The 16,445-nt window shown below is 54.9% G+C and carries 16 protein-coding genes; 6 read left to right on the plus strand and 10 right to left on the minus strand.

The genetic code is table 11. The features are described from left to right. Nucleotides 1-38: 38 nt before the first annotated feature. From F8I07_RS04385 to F8I07_RS04425, 9 genes are all read right to left on the minus strand, one after another. On the minus strand, nucleotides 39-446 hold the full coding sequence (locus tag F8I07_RS04385; protein ID WP_292656221.1) for a GNAT family N-acetyltransferase: 408 nt from the start codon (nucleotides 444-446) through the stop codon (nucleotides 39-41). Nucleotides 447-569: 123 nt separating this feature from the next. Next, entirely contained in the window at nucleotides 570-2,579 is a 2,010-nt protein-coding gene (locus tag F8I07_RS04390) for an EAL domain-containing protein (protein WP_292656224.1), read from the minus strand. Beyond that, nucleotides 2,569-3,339 (minus strand): substrate-binding domain-containing protein, encoded by a 771-nt coding sequence (locus tag F8I07_RS04395; RefSeq protein ID WP_292656227.1) that lies wholly within the window; start codon nucleotides 3,337-3,339, stop codon nucleotides 2,569-2,571. The genes F8I07_RS04390 and F8I07_RS04395 overlap by 11 nt, the downstream gene beginning before the upstream one ends. Before the next feature lie 134 nt (nucleotides 3,340-3,473). Next, nucleotides 3,474-4,184 (minus strand): 1-acyl-sn-glycerol-3-phosphate acyltransferase, encoded by a 711-nt coding sequence (locus tag F8I07_RS04400; protein WP_292656230.1) that lies wholly within the window; start codon nucleotides 4,182-4,184, stop codon nucleotides 3,474-3,476. Beyond that, nucleotides 4,162-5,205 (minus strand): hypothetical protein, encoded by a 1,044-nt coding sequence (locus tag F8I07_RS04405; RefSeq protein ID WP_292656232.1) that lies wholly within the window; start codon nucleotides 5,203-5,205, stop codon nucleotides 4,162-4,164. The genes F8I07_RS04400 and F8I07_RS04405 overlap by 23 nt, the downstream gene beginning before the upstream one ends. Continuing rightward, on the minus strand, nucleotides 5,202-5,885 hold the full coding sequence (purQ, locus tag F8I07_RS04410) for a phosphoribosylformylglycinamidine synthase subunit PurQ (RefSeq protein WP_292656233.1): 684 nt from the start codon (nucleotides 5,883-5,885) through the stop codon (nucleotides 5,202-5,204). The genes F8I07_RS04405 and purQ overlap by 4 nt, the downstream gene beginning before the upstream one ends. Continuing rightward, nucleotides 5,882-6,124, minus strand: a complete 243-nt coding sequence (gene purS, locus F8I07_RS04415; RefSeq protein WP_292656235.1) for a phosphoribosylformylglycinamidine synthase subunit PurS — start codon at nucleotides 6,122-6,124, stop codon at nucleotides 5,882-5,884. The genes purQ and purS overlap by 4 nt, the downstream gene beginning before the upstream one ends. A gap of 19 nt (nucleotides 6,125-6,143) precedes the next feature. Beyond that, nucleotides 6,144-6,863, minus strand: a complete 720-nt coding sequence (purC, locus tag F8I07_RS04420) for a phosphoribosylaminoimidazolesuccinocarboxamide synthase (RefSeq protein ID WP_292656237.1) — start codon at nucleotides 6,861-6,863, stop codon at nucleotides 6,144-6,146. Then, nucleotides 6,864-8,222, minus strand: a complete 1,359-nt coding sequence (locus F8I07_RS04425) for a S41 family peptidase (RefSeq protein ID WP_292656240.1) — start codon at nucleotides 8,220-8,222, stop codon at nucleotides 6,864-6,866. It lies immediately after the preceding gene. Nucleotides 8,223-8,620: 398 nt separating this feature from the next. Between F8I07_RS04425 and F8I07_RS04430 the strand changes: the two genes are divergently transcribed. After that, nucleotides 8,621-11,197: an AAA family ATPase gene (locus F8I07_RS04430; protein WP_292656243.1), complete on the plus strand. Its 2,577-nt coding sequence runs from the start codon at nucleotides 8,621-8,623 to the stop codon at nucleotides 11,195-11,197. A 189-nt stretch (nucleotides 11,198-11,386) separates the two neighbouring features. Here the strand turns inward: F8I07_RS04430 and F8I07_RS04435 are convergent, their stop codons facing one another. Continuing rightward, nucleotides 11,387-11,785, minus strand: a complete 399-nt coding sequence (locus tag F8I07_RS04435) for a hypothetical protein (RefSeq protein WP_292656244.1) — start codon at nucleotides 11,783-11,785, stop codon at nucleotides 11,387-11,389. 174 nt (nucleotides 11,786-11,959) lie between these two features. Between F8I07_RS04435 and F8I07_RS04440 the strand changes: the two genes are divergently transcribed. From F8I07_RS04440 to F8I07_RS04460, 5 genes are all read left to right on the plus strand, one after another. Continuing rightward, on the plus strand, nucleotides 11,960-12,766 hold the full coding sequence (locus tag F8I07_RS04440; protein ID WP_292656259.1) for a cytochrome b/b6 domain-containing protein: 807 nt from the start codon (nucleotides 11,960-11,962) through the stop codon (nucleotides 12,764-12,766). After that, on the plus strand, nucleotides 12,763-13,476 hold the full coding sequence (locus F8I07_RS04445; protein WP_292656248.1) for a 4Fe-4S dicluster domain-containing protein: 714 nt from the start codon (nucleotides 12,763-12,765) through the stop codon (nucleotides 13,474-13,476). The genes F8I07_RS04440 and F8I07_RS04445 overlap by 4 nt, the downstream gene beginning before the upstream one ends. A 2-nt stretch (nucleotides 13,477-13,478) precedes the next feature. Further along, nucleotides 13,479-15,590, plus strand: coding sequence for an aldehyde ferredoxin oxidoreductase N-terminal domain-containing protein (locus F8I07_RS04450; RefSeq protein WP_292656251.1), 2,112 nt, complete (start codon nucleotides 13,479-13,481; stop codon nucleotides 15,588-15,590). Between the two features lies 1 nt (nucleotide 15,591). Further along, complete coding sequence (locus F8I07_RS04455; protein WP_292656253.1) at nucleotides 15,592-15,942, plus strand: hypothetical protein; 351 nt, start codon at nucleotides 15,592-15,594, stop codon at nucleotides 15,940-15,942. Further along, nucleotides 15,935-16,445 (plus strand): hypothetical protein (locus tag F8I07_RS04460; RefSeq protein ID WP_292656256.1); only part of this gene is annotated, 511 nt, incomplete at its 3' end. The genes F8I07_RS04455 and F8I07_RS04460, both read left to right, overlap by 8 nt.

Genomic DNA, 16,445 nt, shown 5'->3' on the forward strand with positions numbered 1-16,445 from the left:
CCCGCGTCGGTGTCCTCATAATAGACCCTGATTTTCATCTACTTACAGTCCTTTCTCATTAATATCAGCTCGTGATTGAGCTCTTTGAATCCCGAGGATTTGTAGTAGGAGGCCATTTCCGGGAGACAGTAGAGTTCAAAGTGACGAACATGGGAAAGTCTGGGGTGCTTCGAGATGGTTTGCAGTAAGGCTCTGCCAAGGCCTTTATTTCGATGAGGTTCGTCGACAATCAGATCGAAAATGAGCGCTTTGATCGTGAAATCGCTAAGAACCCGGGCGAAGGCGGCCAGGTGCCCCTGGGCATCGGCGAATCCCACGATGATATCGGAGTTGGCAATGAGGGAGCGAGTCTCCTCGAGAGTACGATCCCGGGTCCACCATTGTTCCCGGTAGAGTCGGTGAAGATCATCGATTTGGATAGGAGTAAGGCTTTGGATAGGTGTCATTGTTTCTTTGATCCTTGGTGCCTTTTGGGATGAAGTATAGCAGAGAGGATGACAAAAGCGGAGAAGAGATAGCACTTCAAAGGTCCAAGCACGTGTGAGAGGAGGGGGGAACGGTGGAAGAGTCTATGCCGGATTTGACTCTTCGGAGGCGGGTTGTGGGTCGAGGAACTGATCCAACGGAGCGGGGGCGGCGAAGTGGTAGCCTTGGAAATAATCGACTCCCAGGGCTTTGGCCAGCTCAAAGATCTCTTGATCCTCTACAAACTCGGCGACGGTTTGGGCCCCCATGGTTCGGGCAAGGTTGACAATAAGTGTCACCAACTCTTTTTCGGTCGAATTTTCCGTGATTTTCCGCATGATACTTCCGTCGATTTTCAGATAATCGGGGCGGAGGTCCAGGACGCGCTGGAGGCTGGAGTAACCGCTGCCGAAATCGTCGATGGCGATGAGGACGTCCAGCTCTTTGAACCGGGTGATAAAGCGTGAGACCTCTTGATAATCTTCGAAACTTTCATGTTCGAGGATCTCAAAGGTAACGCGGCCTTGCGCCTCATATTTTTCAATCAGCGTCTCCAACTCCTCCCAATAGCTCGGCGTGTCGATCTCCCACGCTCCGACATTGATACTGAACTTCGAGAGATGCCGACTCCGGGCGAAGGTCTCCCGGATCATCAGACGCGAGAGATCTTCGTACTGTCCCGTCTGTCTGGCGATTTGCAGGAAAGCACCGGGAGCGAGATAGTGCGGATTCTCCTTGTCCCCTTCCGCAATGCGCATCAATGCTTCATAGCTTACGGTCTGCCCCTCTCGGTCTACTACGGGCTGGAAAAAGGGTACGACGCGGTGTCGGTCGATCGCCTGTTTGATGCGGCGTTCCCACTCCAGGATCTTTTCCAACTCTTTGCGGTAGTCGCCTCCGTAATAGGTCTGAAAGCCTTTACTGTTGTTTTTGGCCTGCTGCAAAGCGATAAAGGCCTCTTCCCGACAAGAGGACCCCTGAGCCGCTCCGGCGGCGACCCGCAGCTCAACAGAGATACCGTCGATGATAAAATCTTGATTTTCGATCAGATTTTTCAGACGCATAATTCGTTGTTCGATACTGCGTTTGTTTTTTTGCTCTTCTTGTTCATAAATGGCGAAGATATCACCGTTGAAGTGGATCAAGGCACAGCCGCTTCCCTCCAGAGCCGCCTGAAGCCGCACGGCGACCTGTTTCAGGACACGGTCCGCAAACCCTGTGCCGTAGAGACCGATAATCCGTCCGAAATTTCTCAAATCGAGCAGTGCTAGACAGCTCTGATCGCCCGGTTGGATCTTCTCGTCGAGATAGTGACGGGTTCTCAGGCCCGTCAAAGCGTCGACATAGAGTTTTTCGTTGAGCTGTCGATTGGTTTTGAGCAGATTGCGTGTATAGAGATAGGCTTCCAATCCGATAAGAGCGATCAGGAAAAAGAAGCCGAGATATTCGATCAGGCGGTATCGCTGCGTCAATCGTTCAAATGCTTTTTTCTGAGCCGTGACCTTCTGTTGGTCGTAATAATAGATTCGGTTGACGTTTTCGATCATCCGACGGACATTGGCATCGAGATCTTTGGTCATGACGAGCTCTTCATGGCGCAGTGCCGCCCGGCTCTCCGGTGTCAGTCCTCCCTGTTTTTGCAGAGCGAAGCGTTTGAGCAGAAGAGCCTTCAGGGCTTTCCCTTCCTGGCACATCAGGGTAAAACTCCCCAAAATGTCGGTCAGGTTTTCCCGGTCGATCATCCCCGGGGGAATGTGCACCTCGGTGGTGATGTAGTCAGATCCGGGAAGGTTCAGCGGGGTACGGACGGAGAGAGTTCCTCCTTCTGAAATCCTCTTTAGAGTTTCTCTCATTTGATGAAGTTTTCGGTCGAGATTAGTCAGATAAAACTCGGCGTTGCCGGGGCGGGCTAGAATCCTCGTTTTGTAAAAACGGCTTTCGAGATCCTGCAAACTGTTGATGAGGTATTGGTAAACGATGTGTCGGTTGCGGGTTTTATAGGAGAGACGATTGCCCTCTTCAAGGATTTTCAGGACATGCAGATGAAAAAAGAAGAGCGAAATGAAACCGACAACTCCCAGCCATCCGATCAGTTTGATACGTCTATTTTCCATCGCCCAATCCGTAACGTTTCATAATCTGTTTCCCTTCCGCTGAAGCGGTATAATCGATAAAAGCCTTTGCCAAGGCCGGATGATCGGAGAAGCGCAGGAGGCTGATGACCAGTTTTTTGGCCTGTTTGTCGGCCCCGGCGATGGGGAAAAGATGTAAAGAGACGGAAGGGGGAATCCGAACGGATGCCGCTTTCCAGTTGACGGCCGCTTCGACGCCTTCTTCCTCCATCAGTCGAAGCAGATCCCGGGAGTCGCTTCCGAAATAGACAGCGTCGTCCTGATAGCGCTGCCATCCTTTTTCTGTATATTTTGATCGTATCAATGCCCGTGTCGCTCGTCCGACACTACCGATCTGCGCATCACCGATGGCGAAGTAGGCTCCCGGTTTGAGGAGATCGTCCAGGGAGTGAATCCGGTTGGAGGCTTCGGTGCGGACAAAGAGGGCTAGACGATTGGAACCGATCGTTCGACGATAGAGGAAGAGGTGTTTGTCCGCTTTTCGGTAATAACTTTCGCTTCCGGGGAGGAAAAGATCGCCCTTTCGGTAGAGCGTCAATGTCCGCAGCAGTTCTCCGCTGCCGCCCTGTTTGATGAGGATGGTACAGTCGTGGGTTTTTTCAAAGGATTTGATGAGTGATTGCATCGCAGGCACCATCGTGATCCCGCAATAAAAGAGCAACACGGGCTTTGCCGTCAGGGTCTGCGATATCAACAAAATCGCATAGATCCAACGTAAGCGATAGAGAAGACTTTTTATCATCAGCTTCTTTAACCTTTCATATTCATAGTGTATATAACTAAAACATAAAATTATATTAAAATGATTAGATTTATTTTAAAAGATATTTCTGAAGATCCTTATATGAAAAGTCGATGTAAAAATTTTGAAAGATATTAGCGGTTGATTCCCGACTCCCTCGCCTCACGGTCAACGGCCTCCTGCATCTGCCGGCGCAGGGTTTCGTACCAATCTTTGGGAGCGTTTGCCACATCGACGGCCGGGAGGTAGATTACTTTGACGGTACCGCTGTGGGCGGTACGGTCGTGTTCGTTGAGGATCCATTTGCTTCCGACGATCACCACCGGCTGAACGACCAGACCCAGTTTCTGAGCGACGAATTTCGGTCCCGGTTTGAACGGTAGCATCTGTTGGTTTTTGGCGCGGGTTCCTTCGGGGAAGATGGCGACGGCTCGGCCCTTCTCTTCGAGGCTCTTCTGAACGTCTTTGAATAGTTTGACCAGCCCCGCCTTGTTTTGACGATCGACGGAGATCATATCGCCGCGGCGCAGGAGACGACCGAACCAGGGTGTCTCGAAGAGCTCCTTTTTGGCGACCCAGCTCCAATGGACGTTTTCGATCGCCTCCATGGTGATGATGTCGATGATCCCCTGATGGTTCATGAGGAATAGCTCGGCTCGAGGGTCCCGCTCGCCTACTTTTTCTATTTTTGCGCCGAGGAGGAAGAGGATCACCCGGTTGAGCTTGTGCATAATCATCCCCTTGTGGCGGGGAAAGAGGTAGATCAGGGGAATCATCCCCAATCCGACGACGGTGGCGATGACAAACGCCCCCCAGTAGAATCTAATCTTTGCAAAGGTCTTCATCTTTGATCCATCCTGTGATGCCGTGTTTGTATTCGACTTTGTAATAGTGGTGATAACGGTGCAGCACCGGCAGTTTGACATCTCGATCGACGGTGGTTCCGACGGTGGAACTGGCAATAGGGAGAATATAGAGAGGGGCCCCCTCCTGAACGCAGATTTTTTTCATAGGAGTAAAGAAGGTGATGAAAATCAAAACGGCAACAGCCAGGAGAATAAGATAGAAAAAGTCCCGGTAGAAAATGAACATCAATAGGAAAAAGAGACTTAACGCGCCGAAAGTGTACTTCTTGAGTTTGGTGAAGCTGCTATCTTTGGGATTGAGATCCACCTGGGCGGCCACCTGCTTGTGTTGATAAGCGGTAGAGACCTTGAGGGGGATGAACTGCTGTTTGATGGCGTTGTAGTAACTGAAGGTGATCTCGTTGACGTTGGCGGGGATGACGAAATAGTATTCGCCGATCGCCAGGGACCCCTTGCGCCGGAGCTTCTCCACGCCCCCCTCGACGACGCCGGGGATCGCCATATCTTCCAGATTGGCTTCGTGGGCCTCGATGTTGAGGTAGATCAGATTGTTTTTGTCGTCGAAGGTGGAGACCTGGGAGGTTTTGATTTTGAAATCCGAAGCGATGACACCGCAGAAACGCTCTTCGGGCGGAGCGCTGAGCTCCTCAACCGGGATGAGCCGTCCGGGTAGTCGTAGCGTCTGGTTCGCCGCCTGAATATAGAGATCGGGCAGGTGAAAATCTTTACGGCCCGCTTTGAAATAGAAGGTATAGAAGAGATCCTTGCCGTTGCCGACTTTGAGTGGGCGTTTTTCCAAGGGATGGACCGGAGCTTTGGGATCGAAACGAAAGGTGGGGGGATGGAGCGGATCGGCGTCGGTCTCTAGAATCGTGACGGGAAAAACCTGTCCGGCATAGAGCTGTTTGGGGACGTAGCTGTAGCGGTATTCGGTCTGGGCAGACAGGGGCGTTGCCCCTGCCAGAAAGATCAGAAGAAGGCCCAGAAGGTAGCGGATCATGCGAAGCCGAATCCCTCCAGCATTCGGACGCCGTCTTCGGAACCCAAGATGCTTTCCATGGCCCGCTCGGGGTGGGGCATCAGGCCGAAGACGTTTTTGTCGGCATTGCAGATACCGGCGATTTGTCGAACGGAGCCGTTGACCACCATGGGGTTGCCTTCGGCGTCGCAGTAGCGCAGAAGGATCTGGCCGTTGCGCTCCATATCATCCAGGGTCTCGTCGTCGACGAAATAGTTGCCGTCGGCATGGGCGATAGGGATGGAGAGGATCTCATCCTTCCGGCAGAGATTGAGAAAAGCGTTGTCGGTGTTGACGACTTTGAGGTGCTGGATTCTTGAGATGAAGTGGAGGTTGTTGTTGCGCTTCAATGCCCCGGGGAGCAGGTGGGCTTCGGTGAGGATCTGAAAACCGTTGCAGATCCCCAGGACCCGCCCGCCTTCGCCGGCGTAGGCTTGGACCGCTTTCATCACCGGAGAGAAGCGGGCGATGGAGCCGGAGCGCAGGTAGTCGCCGTAGCTGAAACCGCCGGGAACGACCACCAGATCGGTGCTTTCGGGGAGCTGCTCCTCCTTGTGCCAGACCAGAGTAGTTTCGTGACCCAGGCGCCGGAAGGCCCAGGCCGTATCGTATTCGCAGTTGGTACCGGGAAACTGCAGGATGGAGACGTTGAGCTTTTTCATTCGACGATCTCGATGTCGTAATCTTCGATGACGGTGTTGGCCAGGAGGGTCTCGGCCATCTCTTTGAGTTCCTTCATCGCCTTGGCTTTGTCGGTCTCATTCAGCTGCAGGACGATCTGCTTGCCGATGCGGACATCGGTAACGTTGTTGAAGCCCAGAGAGCCCAGGGCGTGATGGACGGCTTTGCCCTGGGGATCCAGGACGCCTTCTTTGAGGTAGACGTTGACGATCGCTTTCATGATTGCTTCTCCTTTGGGGTTATCGGTTGCGGATGCGCTTGAGGACTTCGGCGTAGGCTTCGGCCAGTCCACCCAGTCCCTGGCGGAAACGATCCTTGTCCATCTTTTCGTTGGTCTGGGCATCCCAGAGACGGAAATTGTCGGGGCTGAGCTCATCGATAAGGATGATATTGTCGTTTTTGTCCCGGCCGAACTCCAGTTTGAAATCGACCAGTTTCAGATCCAGCTCGCTGTAGAATTCGCGCAGGAAACGGTTGATTTTGCGGGCCATATAGCGCAGATACTCCAGCTCCGCCTCCTCTTTGACCAGGCCAAGGATTAGGCAGTGCTGATCGTTGAGCTTGGGGTCGCCCAGTTCGTCGTTTTTGTAGTCGAACTCCACCAAAGTAAAGGGAAGCACCGTTCCCTCCTCGATCCCCAGTGTGCGGCAGAGGCTGCCGGCGGCGATATTGCGGACGATCACCTCGATGCGGATCACCTCGGCCCGTTTGTGGAGCATGTGGGTCTCATCGAGCATCTTGACAAAGTGGGTGGGAATCCCTTTTTCGTTGAGATAGGTGAAGAGCTCGGCGGAGATTTTGTTGTTCAGCGCCCCTTTTCCGGCCTCTTCGGACTTTTTCTCGCCGTTGAAAGCGGTCAGAGAGTCTTTGAACTCGGAGATGAGCAGATCAGGATTGTCAGTCTCCCAGATCTTTTTGGCTTTGCCTTCATAGAGGAGTCGGGTCTTTTTGGGGGTCATCTATTTCCTTTCGCTGGTGAGGATGAGCGCCTTGAGGACATCGATGGCGGTCTTGAGCTGCAGATCGTTGTTGATCTCTTTGTCGGTGATCAGCTCTTTTTTCTCTTTGGCGGCGGTGGTGTTGTTCTCTTCGCTCTTTTTGACTTCTGTTTTCTTGGGTTTCTCGATCTTGAGAAGTTCCGCCTGAAGGTGCTTTTTGAGGTCTTTCTCTTTGATGCTGATCGTGTCGTTGTCCTCCCGGGTTACTTTGCCGGGAAAGACGAGGATGTCAGGAATGACACCCTTGTTCTGGATGGTGCGTCCGCTGGGGAGGTAGTAGCGGGCGACGGTGAGCTTGACCCCTTCTTCTTTGCCGACGGGGACGACCACCTGGACGCTTCCTTTGCCGAAAGTCTTCTCCCCGACGATGACGGCCCGGCGGTCATCCTGCAGGGCGCCGCTGACGATTTCGCTGGCGCTGGCGCTACCGCCGTTGACCAGGACAACCATCGGTGTGCGGGTGTCGGTACCTTTCACATGGGCTTTGTAGACTTGGTCCTCTTCTTTGTTGCGCCCTTTCTGGCTGACCAGGGTTCCTTTGGCGATGAACATATCGAGCAGTCCCACCGCCTGATCCAGTAGGCCGCCGGGGTTGTTGCGCAGGTCGATGATGTAGCCTTTGGCATGGGGGTGCTCTCTGATCGCCTTTTTGACCTCGTCGACCACTTTGGCGTCGAAGGAGGTGATCTTCAGATAGAGGACCTCTCCCTCGTTATTGCCCAGTTTGATCACTTTGGGTTTGACCGATTTGATTTTGATGATATCCCGGACGATCTTGACCTTGATGGGCTTGGGGGCTCCTTTGCGGACCAGGGTCAGGGTGATGGGAGTGCCGGGTTTGCCCCGCATCAGGCTGACCGCCTCGTCGATACTCATTCCCAGCGTCGCTTTGTCGTCGATCTTGAGAATGATGTCGCCAGCCTTGACACCGGCTTTGGCGGCGGGGGTGCCGTCGATGGGGGCGATGACCGTCAGAGCGCCGTTGCGCATTCCCACGACGATTCCGAGACCGCCGAACTCCCCTTTGGTCTGGATGTTGAGATCTTTGAAGTCCTTGGCGGTCATAAAGGCGGAATGGGCGTCGAGATTCTGCATCAGACCTTTGAGGGCCTTGTTGATCAGATCGGTAGTGTTGACCTCGTCCACGTATTGGTTCTGGATGAGGTTGAGGATCTGGGTAAATTTGATATAGGCTTCGAGTTTGCTCTCTTTGGCCTGATCACTGTTTTTGGCCTGCAGAAGCGGCGTGCCCAGGAGCAGGGCGCCGGCGAGCGTTACACCGAAACCCGCCAGAATGGCTTTGCGATTTTTTTTGTACATCTTCTTTTTTTTCCTTTGAGATTTCTTCCGGTAGTGAGACGCATCATATCCTCAGAAGGTAAACCTCTCTTAAAGTTGCTGATATTCTATAAAAAAATCTCTTAGATGAAGGATTTCACCGTAATGATTCACAAGAGCAGACAAAAATAGAGTACTCTGAAAAACAACCGGTTTCACTCGATAGCTCTGGCAGTCGCGAACGCAAGCGCCCGTTTCACGGGTTGGGCGCTCCTTTGTCGCCATCGAGTGAAACCTCTCTTTGGCATTTTTCATAGGGTTCAATATCGTTTGGGGAGAACTCTCGAAGGCAAAAGCAATCTAGGTTGCAAAGGAGTTGAGCCGTTTGCGCTATAGTTACAGCAAGAAACGGGCACAATGCCTACAGACAGGAGGAAGAAATGAGCAATATACTTGAAAAACTGACCCATCAGATGACTGAGACCATCGAATCGGCGCTCTCACTGGCGCTGCACAACAAAAACCCGGAGGTAGAGCCCATCCATATGGTGTGGGCGCTGCTGACCAACAGCGGTTCGGTCCTGAATCAGGTCCTCAACAAGATGGGGGTCGACAAGGCCGCCATCGAGCTGGATGTGGTGAGCCAGGCCAAGAAGCTCCCCACCGCCAGCACCGTGACCAAAGAGAGCATCAAACTCTCCCAAAACACCGTCCGCTCCCTGCAAAACGCCGAGGGGGCCATGGCGGCCAACGGCGACAAATATCTCTCCGTGGATACCTGGATCGTCGCCAACCTCAATGAGCCCTATTTCCGTGAGACCCTGGGCAAATATCTCGATCTCATGGAGCTCAAGAAGAATCTCGAGGCGATGCGCGGCGGCAAAACCATCGAGAGCCAGACCGACGACGAGAAGCTCGAATCCCTGGAGAAGTACGGGGTCGACCTGACCCAGAAAGCGCGGGAGGGCAAACTCGATCCGGTCATCGGCCGGGACGAAGAGATACAGCGGACCATGCAGATTCTGATCCGCAAGACCAAGAACAACCCCATTCTCCTGGGAGAGCCCGGTGTCGGTAAGACCGCCATCGTCGAGGGGCTGGCCCAGCGGATCGTCAACAAGGAGGTTCCCCTGAGCCTCCAGAACAAGCGGCTGATCCAGCTGGAGATGAGCTCCCTCATCGCCGGGGCCAAGTATCGCGGTGAGTTCGAAGACCGCCTCAAGGCTGTCGTCGAAGAGGTTCGCAACGACGGGAATATCATCCTCTTCATCGACGAGATCCACACCATCATCGGGGCGGGTGCCAGCGAGGGAAGCATGGATGCCGCGAACATCCTCAAGCCGATGCTGGCCCGGGGAGAGCTGCATACCATCGGAGCCACCACCCTCAAGGAGTACCGCAAATACTTCGAGAAGGATGCGGCGATGCAGCGGCGCTTCCAGCCGGTCATGGTGGATGAGCCCAGCCAGGATGAGGCCCTGCAGATCCTGCGGGGGATCCGGGAGCGTCTGGAGGCCCACCATAACGTCCAGATCCTCGACAGCGCCCTGGTAGCCGCTGTCAAGCTCTCCAGCCGCTACATTACCGACCGCTACCTGCCTGACAAGGCGATCGACCTGATCGACGAGGCGGCGGCGGAGCTGAAGATGCAGATCGAGAGCGAGCCCTTCGAGCTGGCCAAGGTCAAGCGGGAGATCCAACGCCTCCAGGTCGAAAAAGAGGCGCTCAATATGGAGCTGACCGCCAAGAACGAAGAGCGGATCAAAGAGATTGAAAAAGAGCTCGCCGATCTGGAAGAGAAGAAACGCCAGCTCGAAAGCCAATTCGAGACCGAGAAGGAGATCTTCAACAAGATTGCCGCCATCAAGCAGCAGATCGAAGAGAAGCGGCGTGAGGCTGAGCTGGCCAAGCGCAACGGTGACTTCAACAAGGCCGCCGAGATCGAGTACGGCGAGATCCCCGCACTGGAGAAAGAGCTCGAGGAGCTCAACGCCAAGTGGGACGAGATGCAGAAGCAGGGTACCCTGCTCAAAAACGCCGTCGACGAGGAGATGATCGCCACCATCGTCAGCAAGTGGACCGGCATCCCCGTCAACAAGATGCTCCAGAGCGAAAAAGAGCGCATCCTCCACATCGAGGAGTACCTCAAAGAGGAGGTGGTCGGTCAGGACGAAGCACTCCGCGCCGTCGCCCGGGCCATCAAGCGCAACAAAGCAGGGCTCAGCGACGTCAACCGCCCCATCGGAAGCTTCCTCTTCCTGGGGCCCACGGGGGTCGGTAAGACCCAGACCGCCAAGGCGCTGGCCAAGTTCCTTTTCGACAGCGAGAAGGCACTGATCCGTATCGATATGACCGAATACATGGAGAAGCACTCTGTCAGTCGGCTGGTGGGTGCGGCTCCCGGATATGTGGGTTACGAAGAGGGCGGACAGCTCACCGAAGCAGTCCGCCGCAAGCCCTACAGCGTCGTCCTCTTCGACGAGGTGGAGAAGGCGCATCCGGATGTCTTCAACATCCTGCTTCAGGTCCTGGACGACGGACGGCTGACGGACAACAAAGGGGTGACGGTGGACTTCAAGAACACCATCATCATCCTGACGTCCAATATCGCCTCCGACAAGATCATGGAGTTCAAAGACCCGGTCGATCGGGAGAAGGCGGTTCGCGACGAGCTCAAGAACTACTTCCGGCCCGAGTTCATCAACCGGTTGGACGATCTGATCATCTTCAACCCCCTGGGCGAAGAGCAGATCGTCCAGATCGTGGACGTTCTCTTCCGGACGATCCAGAAAAAGCTCGAAGAGCGCGACATCACCGTCAAGCTCACCGATGCCGCCAAAACGCTGGTCGCCAAAGCCGGCTTCGACCCGGTCTACGGCGCCCGGCCCCTCAAGCGGGCTCTGGCCGAGATCGTCGAGGACCAGCTGGCCGAGATGATCCTCGAAGGGCAGGTCAAAGAGGGTGACACCGTCATCTTCGATGCCCAGGGCGATCAGATCGTCACCCGCGTTCAGTAAAAACTCTTCGGACCCTCTGAAGGGTCCTTTCTTCATTCTCTACTCTATTTCTTTTAACGGATCATTTCCCCAAAAGCTGTGGGTTTGTGACTTCCTTCTTCTGAATTTGATTTGATCAAAGTACATGTTCCTTCCACATCCAGGATTCCGGATGAAGCCGGGAATCACGGAGTTTGTCAGAGGGAACAATCAGAATTTGTGGGTTACCTGTACGCCATAACGGGGGCTTCCATCTGGTGCTTCGGTGGTCACGGGAGTGAGAATAAAATGATCGGTCGTATAAGCGCCGAAAGCCCCTCCCAATACACTGAACCCGAAATCCATCAATTCTCCAGACGTATCGCTGCTATCTTGTGCCATTTCAATTCCAAACATGATGGCGGCAATCGCCGTATTGGTCCAGAAGCCGATCCATCCCCGTTCTGATCGATATTCGGGAAAATAATAGTCGGTGAGACCTGTGGCGATACTTCCGATGGCAAAGCCCCCGATCACATGACTCGCCTCGCTGGCAACACTATTGTTGGCATTAAGAAACGGTGAAAAGATACAAAGTGACAAAATAAAAATTTTCCTCAGTTTGTTCATATTTATATCCTTGGTTTTTTTCTATTCAAACATAATTATAATAAAGTTTTGAAACAACCTGTTAAACCAATGTCATATTTATGTGATAAAGTAAGTTAATCTAATTATATAATTACCTTATGCTACAATCTTTCCGATATTTACAAAAGAGGTGGAGGAAGTGAAGAAGTGAATATGTATCAGGAAGCGGGGCATAGAAGCCTCTTTTTTTTCGATCACTTCTGGTGGGTGATCTGGCTGGTGATCTTTGGGGCGTTGATCGTCAGCTCCTATACCTATCGGGTGGCCCCCTATTGCCGAAACGGCAAGGTGCTGCGCCACGATATCTACGCCCGGGTGGGCCACTGGCTCAACGCTTCGGGGATTCTGCTGCTGCTTTACAGCGGATACGAACTGGGCTTTTTGTGGTTTCCCCGCACCCTGAGCGGCACCGACGAGATTCGGGCGATGTTCAATCTCCACTTCGTCGGGGCGGCGCTCTTCCTCGCCGGGGCGGTCTTTTGGCTGGGCAATATGTTTCTGGCGCCTCAGCGTCTCAAAGAGCATGAACCCTATAAAGGGGCACTCAAAGACGCCATTCTCTACTACCTGCATCTTTTCGGACTGGTCAAGCACGAAGGCAGCCCCGCAGGCAAATACGAAGCCTCCGAGCGTCTGGCTTTCGTTCCGCTGACGATTCTCGCTTTTTTGATGGCGATTACCGGCCTGGTCAAGATGATGGGCCATCCGGTGCATCTGCCTACCGCACTGCTGCACGCTTCGACACTGGCGCATGACTCTATGGCTCTCATTCTGGCGGTCTTGCTGGTTTTCCACATTCTTCTTGCCGCGGTGGTCCCCTGGTCCTGGCCCCTGTTTCGCTCCATGATCGACGGCTTTGTCTCTCTCGATTTTGTCCGAAAAACCCATCCGGGATGGTACAAAGAGCTCCGGGAAAACGGGGCATGTGAAGTGGAAGAAAATACAAGGGAGAGAGAATGAATCCGACACCGGAAACGAACGAACCCAAATTCGGGGGAATGGATCGGCGCACCTTTTTGCGAACTCTGGCGGCTGCCGGGGTGACGGCGACGGCGGGGGCGGCCTTTATGCTCCCGGGGACCAACCTGATGGTCATGCCCAACTCCAAGGGGTACCTGGTGGTGGATATGGCCAAATGTATGGGCTGTGTCTCGTGTATGATGACCTGCTCCATGGTCCATCACGGCGAAGCGTCGCTTTCCCTCTCCCGGATCCAGATCCAGCAGGACTCCTTCCAGAGCTTCCCCAACGACATCCATATGGCGGTCTGCCACCAGTGCGAGGATGCCCCCTGTGTCAACGCCTGTCCGGTGGAGGCGGATCACGTGGACATCGTGCACGGCAATATCCGTACCATCGACCCTGACCGCTGTATCGGCTGCACCCAATGCATCGACGCCTGCCCCTGGCTCCCCAAACGACTCCAGTTCAACCCTGAGACCCGCAAGGTGCAAAAGTGCGACCTCTGCGCCAATACCCCCTATCTCGACGAAAAAGGCGGCCCGGGAGGAACCCAGTCCTGCGTCAAGGTCTGCCCCACCGGGGCGATCAGCTACGTGGAGAAGATGCCCAAACAGCACGATCCCTATGCCTACAATGTCAATCTCAGGGATCAAGGCTGGGTGGAGCTGGGGATGACCGACAAAGATTTCAAACTCAAGGAGGGGTGAGAATGGAGATGAAAAACAGAGGCTACGGCGGCGGGATCCTCCACCTCAGACTTTCTTCCCTCGATTATGAGGTGATTCCCACGGAGCGCTACGCCCGATGGGGCGGGGGCAACGGCCTGGGAACAGCCCTCTTTTGGGACTATTGCGAAGATAAAACCATTCGGGACGGCCGGGATCCCAAAAATGTCGTCGTCATCGCGACTTCGCCCCTGTGCGGGACGATGGCACCCTCGGCCGGTGGGCGTTGCGAAATCGTGGGGGTCTCCTGTGGACAGTATCCCGTCAGCTGGTTCAGCCGCTCCAATATCGGCGGCCGCCTCTCGTCCAATATGAAGTATGCCGGCTGGGATGCCATCGTCGTCAGCGGCAAGGCCCCCCATCCGGTCTGGGTGGAGATCGAAAACAACCACATCCGCTACCACGATGCGGGCAGACTCTGGGGCAAAGATGCCCGAGAGACCCAACTGACCCTCTTCGGGATGCTGGATCGCAACAGCGAAGGGTGGGGGTGGCAGCCGCTGCCGGGCAAAAAAGATGAGATGACCTACACGACCCAGCGCCCGGCCATCGTCTGCATCACCCCCAGCGGGGAGAACCAATCGATCCACGCGACCCTGGTTCACGATGCGGGCAATGTCTCGGGGCAGGGGGGCTACGGAGCGGTCCTGGGCTCCAAAAACCTCAAGGCGATTTCGGTCATGGGGACCGGCTCGGTCAAGGCCACCGATCCCGCCGCCTTGGTGCGGGCCCGATTCCGGGTCAAGGAGCGCTACGCCCCCGATGTCCACAACCCCGATCTGCAGCACTGGGGATTTCTCGGCAACCCGCTGGCCATCAACTTCTCGGGCGGCGTCTTCCATTCGACCCGGCGCAAAGCCTGTGCCGGCTGCATCATGGGGTGCCGGCTGAACTTCGATACCGGCTACGGCAACGAAAGCAAATGCCAGGCCACCGCCTGGTATGCGCATTTTGCCCTGCAGTACACCAAGGGCGATCAGCAAAAAGCGGCGGAGATCGCCATGCGGGCGGGAGACTACTGCAATGTGATGGGGATCAATACCTATTCGTTCAGCACCTCATTGCTATGGATGGAGAAAATGTGGCACAAAGGGCTGCTCGGGCCGGGCAAAAAGATCCATAGCGAGCTGGATTTTTCCCAGCTGGGCTCCTGGGAGTTCGCCAAAGCCTTCGTCGACGCCTTCGCCTCCCGCAGAGATATCGGAAAACTCTTTGGCGACGGGATCGTTCAGGGGGCGATCAAAGCGGGTTTCGAGAAAGAGTGGAGAGAGGGGGAACTGGATCATCCCTACTGGGGGATTCCGGCGCACGGTTACGATCCAAGGGCCGAAGTGGAATGGGGCTACGCGACGATTCTGACCGACCGGGATATCAACTCCCATGAGTTCAACGCGCTTTACTGGGGCCTCACTTTCAACGTCCTTCAGGGGGTACCGCCGCTGGTGGATCCCGAAGAGGCGGCCACGATCATCGCCAAAAAGCTCCAGCCCTATGTCAGCGGGCCGGAGTGTATGGACTATTCGGACAAAAACATCTACAGCGACGCGGTGATGAACCTGACACGCTGGTATATCCACAACAACCGTTTCTGGAAAAACAGCGCGCTCTTCTGTGATCTGCGCTGGGGGGATCTCATCGACACCAACGCCCCGGACAATATCGGAGCAACGGGGGATCCCGAAGTGGGGGAGCAGGTCTACTGGAATGCGGTCACGGGTGACGGCATCGGGTTTGTGGACGGTCTGAAGAAGGGGCATCGCACCTTTGTCCTGCAAAACGCCATCTGGGCGCTGCAGGGGCGCCACCGGGATATGGTGCACTTCGCCGACTATATCTACGAGAAGGATCTGGAACATACCCATTTCCCTTTTTTCATGTGGAGCACCCGTGACGAAAACGGTATCTGGCGCTACGAGGATGTGATGCATCGGCGACTGGACCGGGAGAAGTTCGAGGATTTCAAAACCCGCTTCTACCGGGCCGAGGGGTTGGATCCCGAGACCGGATGGCCCACGGCGAAGACCCTCCGGGAGCTGGGGCTCGAATTTGCCGTCAGCGAACTGAAACGACACAAGAAACTCGGCCGGGAGGCATAGCATGAGTATCGACAAAACGACAGCCCGTCATCTGCTGCGGGAGTTGGAGGTGGACCACTGGCTGACCGCCGGGATGAGCTACTCCCCCAAGACCTTCGTGACCCAGAACCTCCGTTCACTGCCTCAGCTGGAGATGCTGCTGCGCCCCAACGGGAAATACTACCCCTCTCTCCATCTGGGCAAGATGACGGAGTGGGTGAGACTGAGCGTGGGCGACGAGCTCCTGGCCCAAGAGCTCGAGAAGGTCTGCGCAAGTGACAAAAGCTACTATGAGCAGTGTCTGTCCTGCCATGCCCTCGTCAAAGAGCGCTGCGATAGGCTGCGGCGGGCCGCGGAGGTGGACGATGCCTAAAAAGATCGCTTTGTTTGCCGCTTTGCTCCTGGGGCTTTCCCTCTTGCAGGCCAAGACGATCCGGGAGTATGAGACCCTTCATCCGGGAGAAAAGGTCGTCGCCCGGGGGGCGGTTTACTACTCCAAACCGATGCTGATCAGCGTCTATGAAGACGGGGTCAAAAACCGGGTCGTCATGGCGGCGAAGCTTTTCGTCAAAGAGACCCCCAAAGGGTACGAGGGGTATCTGATCCGGGGGCTCTATGACCTGGACCGGCACAAAGCTCTCCGCTTCTACGCCGCCGCCAATATCGAAGGCCGGATCCCCCCTGCCGGCGAGAAGATCGACCTCCACGATATCAAGCTGCAGGGGAAAACCCTCAGCTTCGATTTTTACGGAGTCCACTATACGGTCAAAGACGGGGGTGAAGGATTCATCAACGACGAGGTGGTCGTGCAGACCCGAAGCAAAACCAAGCGCCTCAAACTCTACGGCGGCGATATCAAAATTTTCAACGCCCCGC

Origin of the sequence: Nitratifractor sp. (assembly GCF_015487065.1) — a bacterium.
Classification (GTDB): Bacteria; Campylobacterota; Campylobacteria; order Campylobacterales; family Sulfurovaceae; genus Nitratifractor.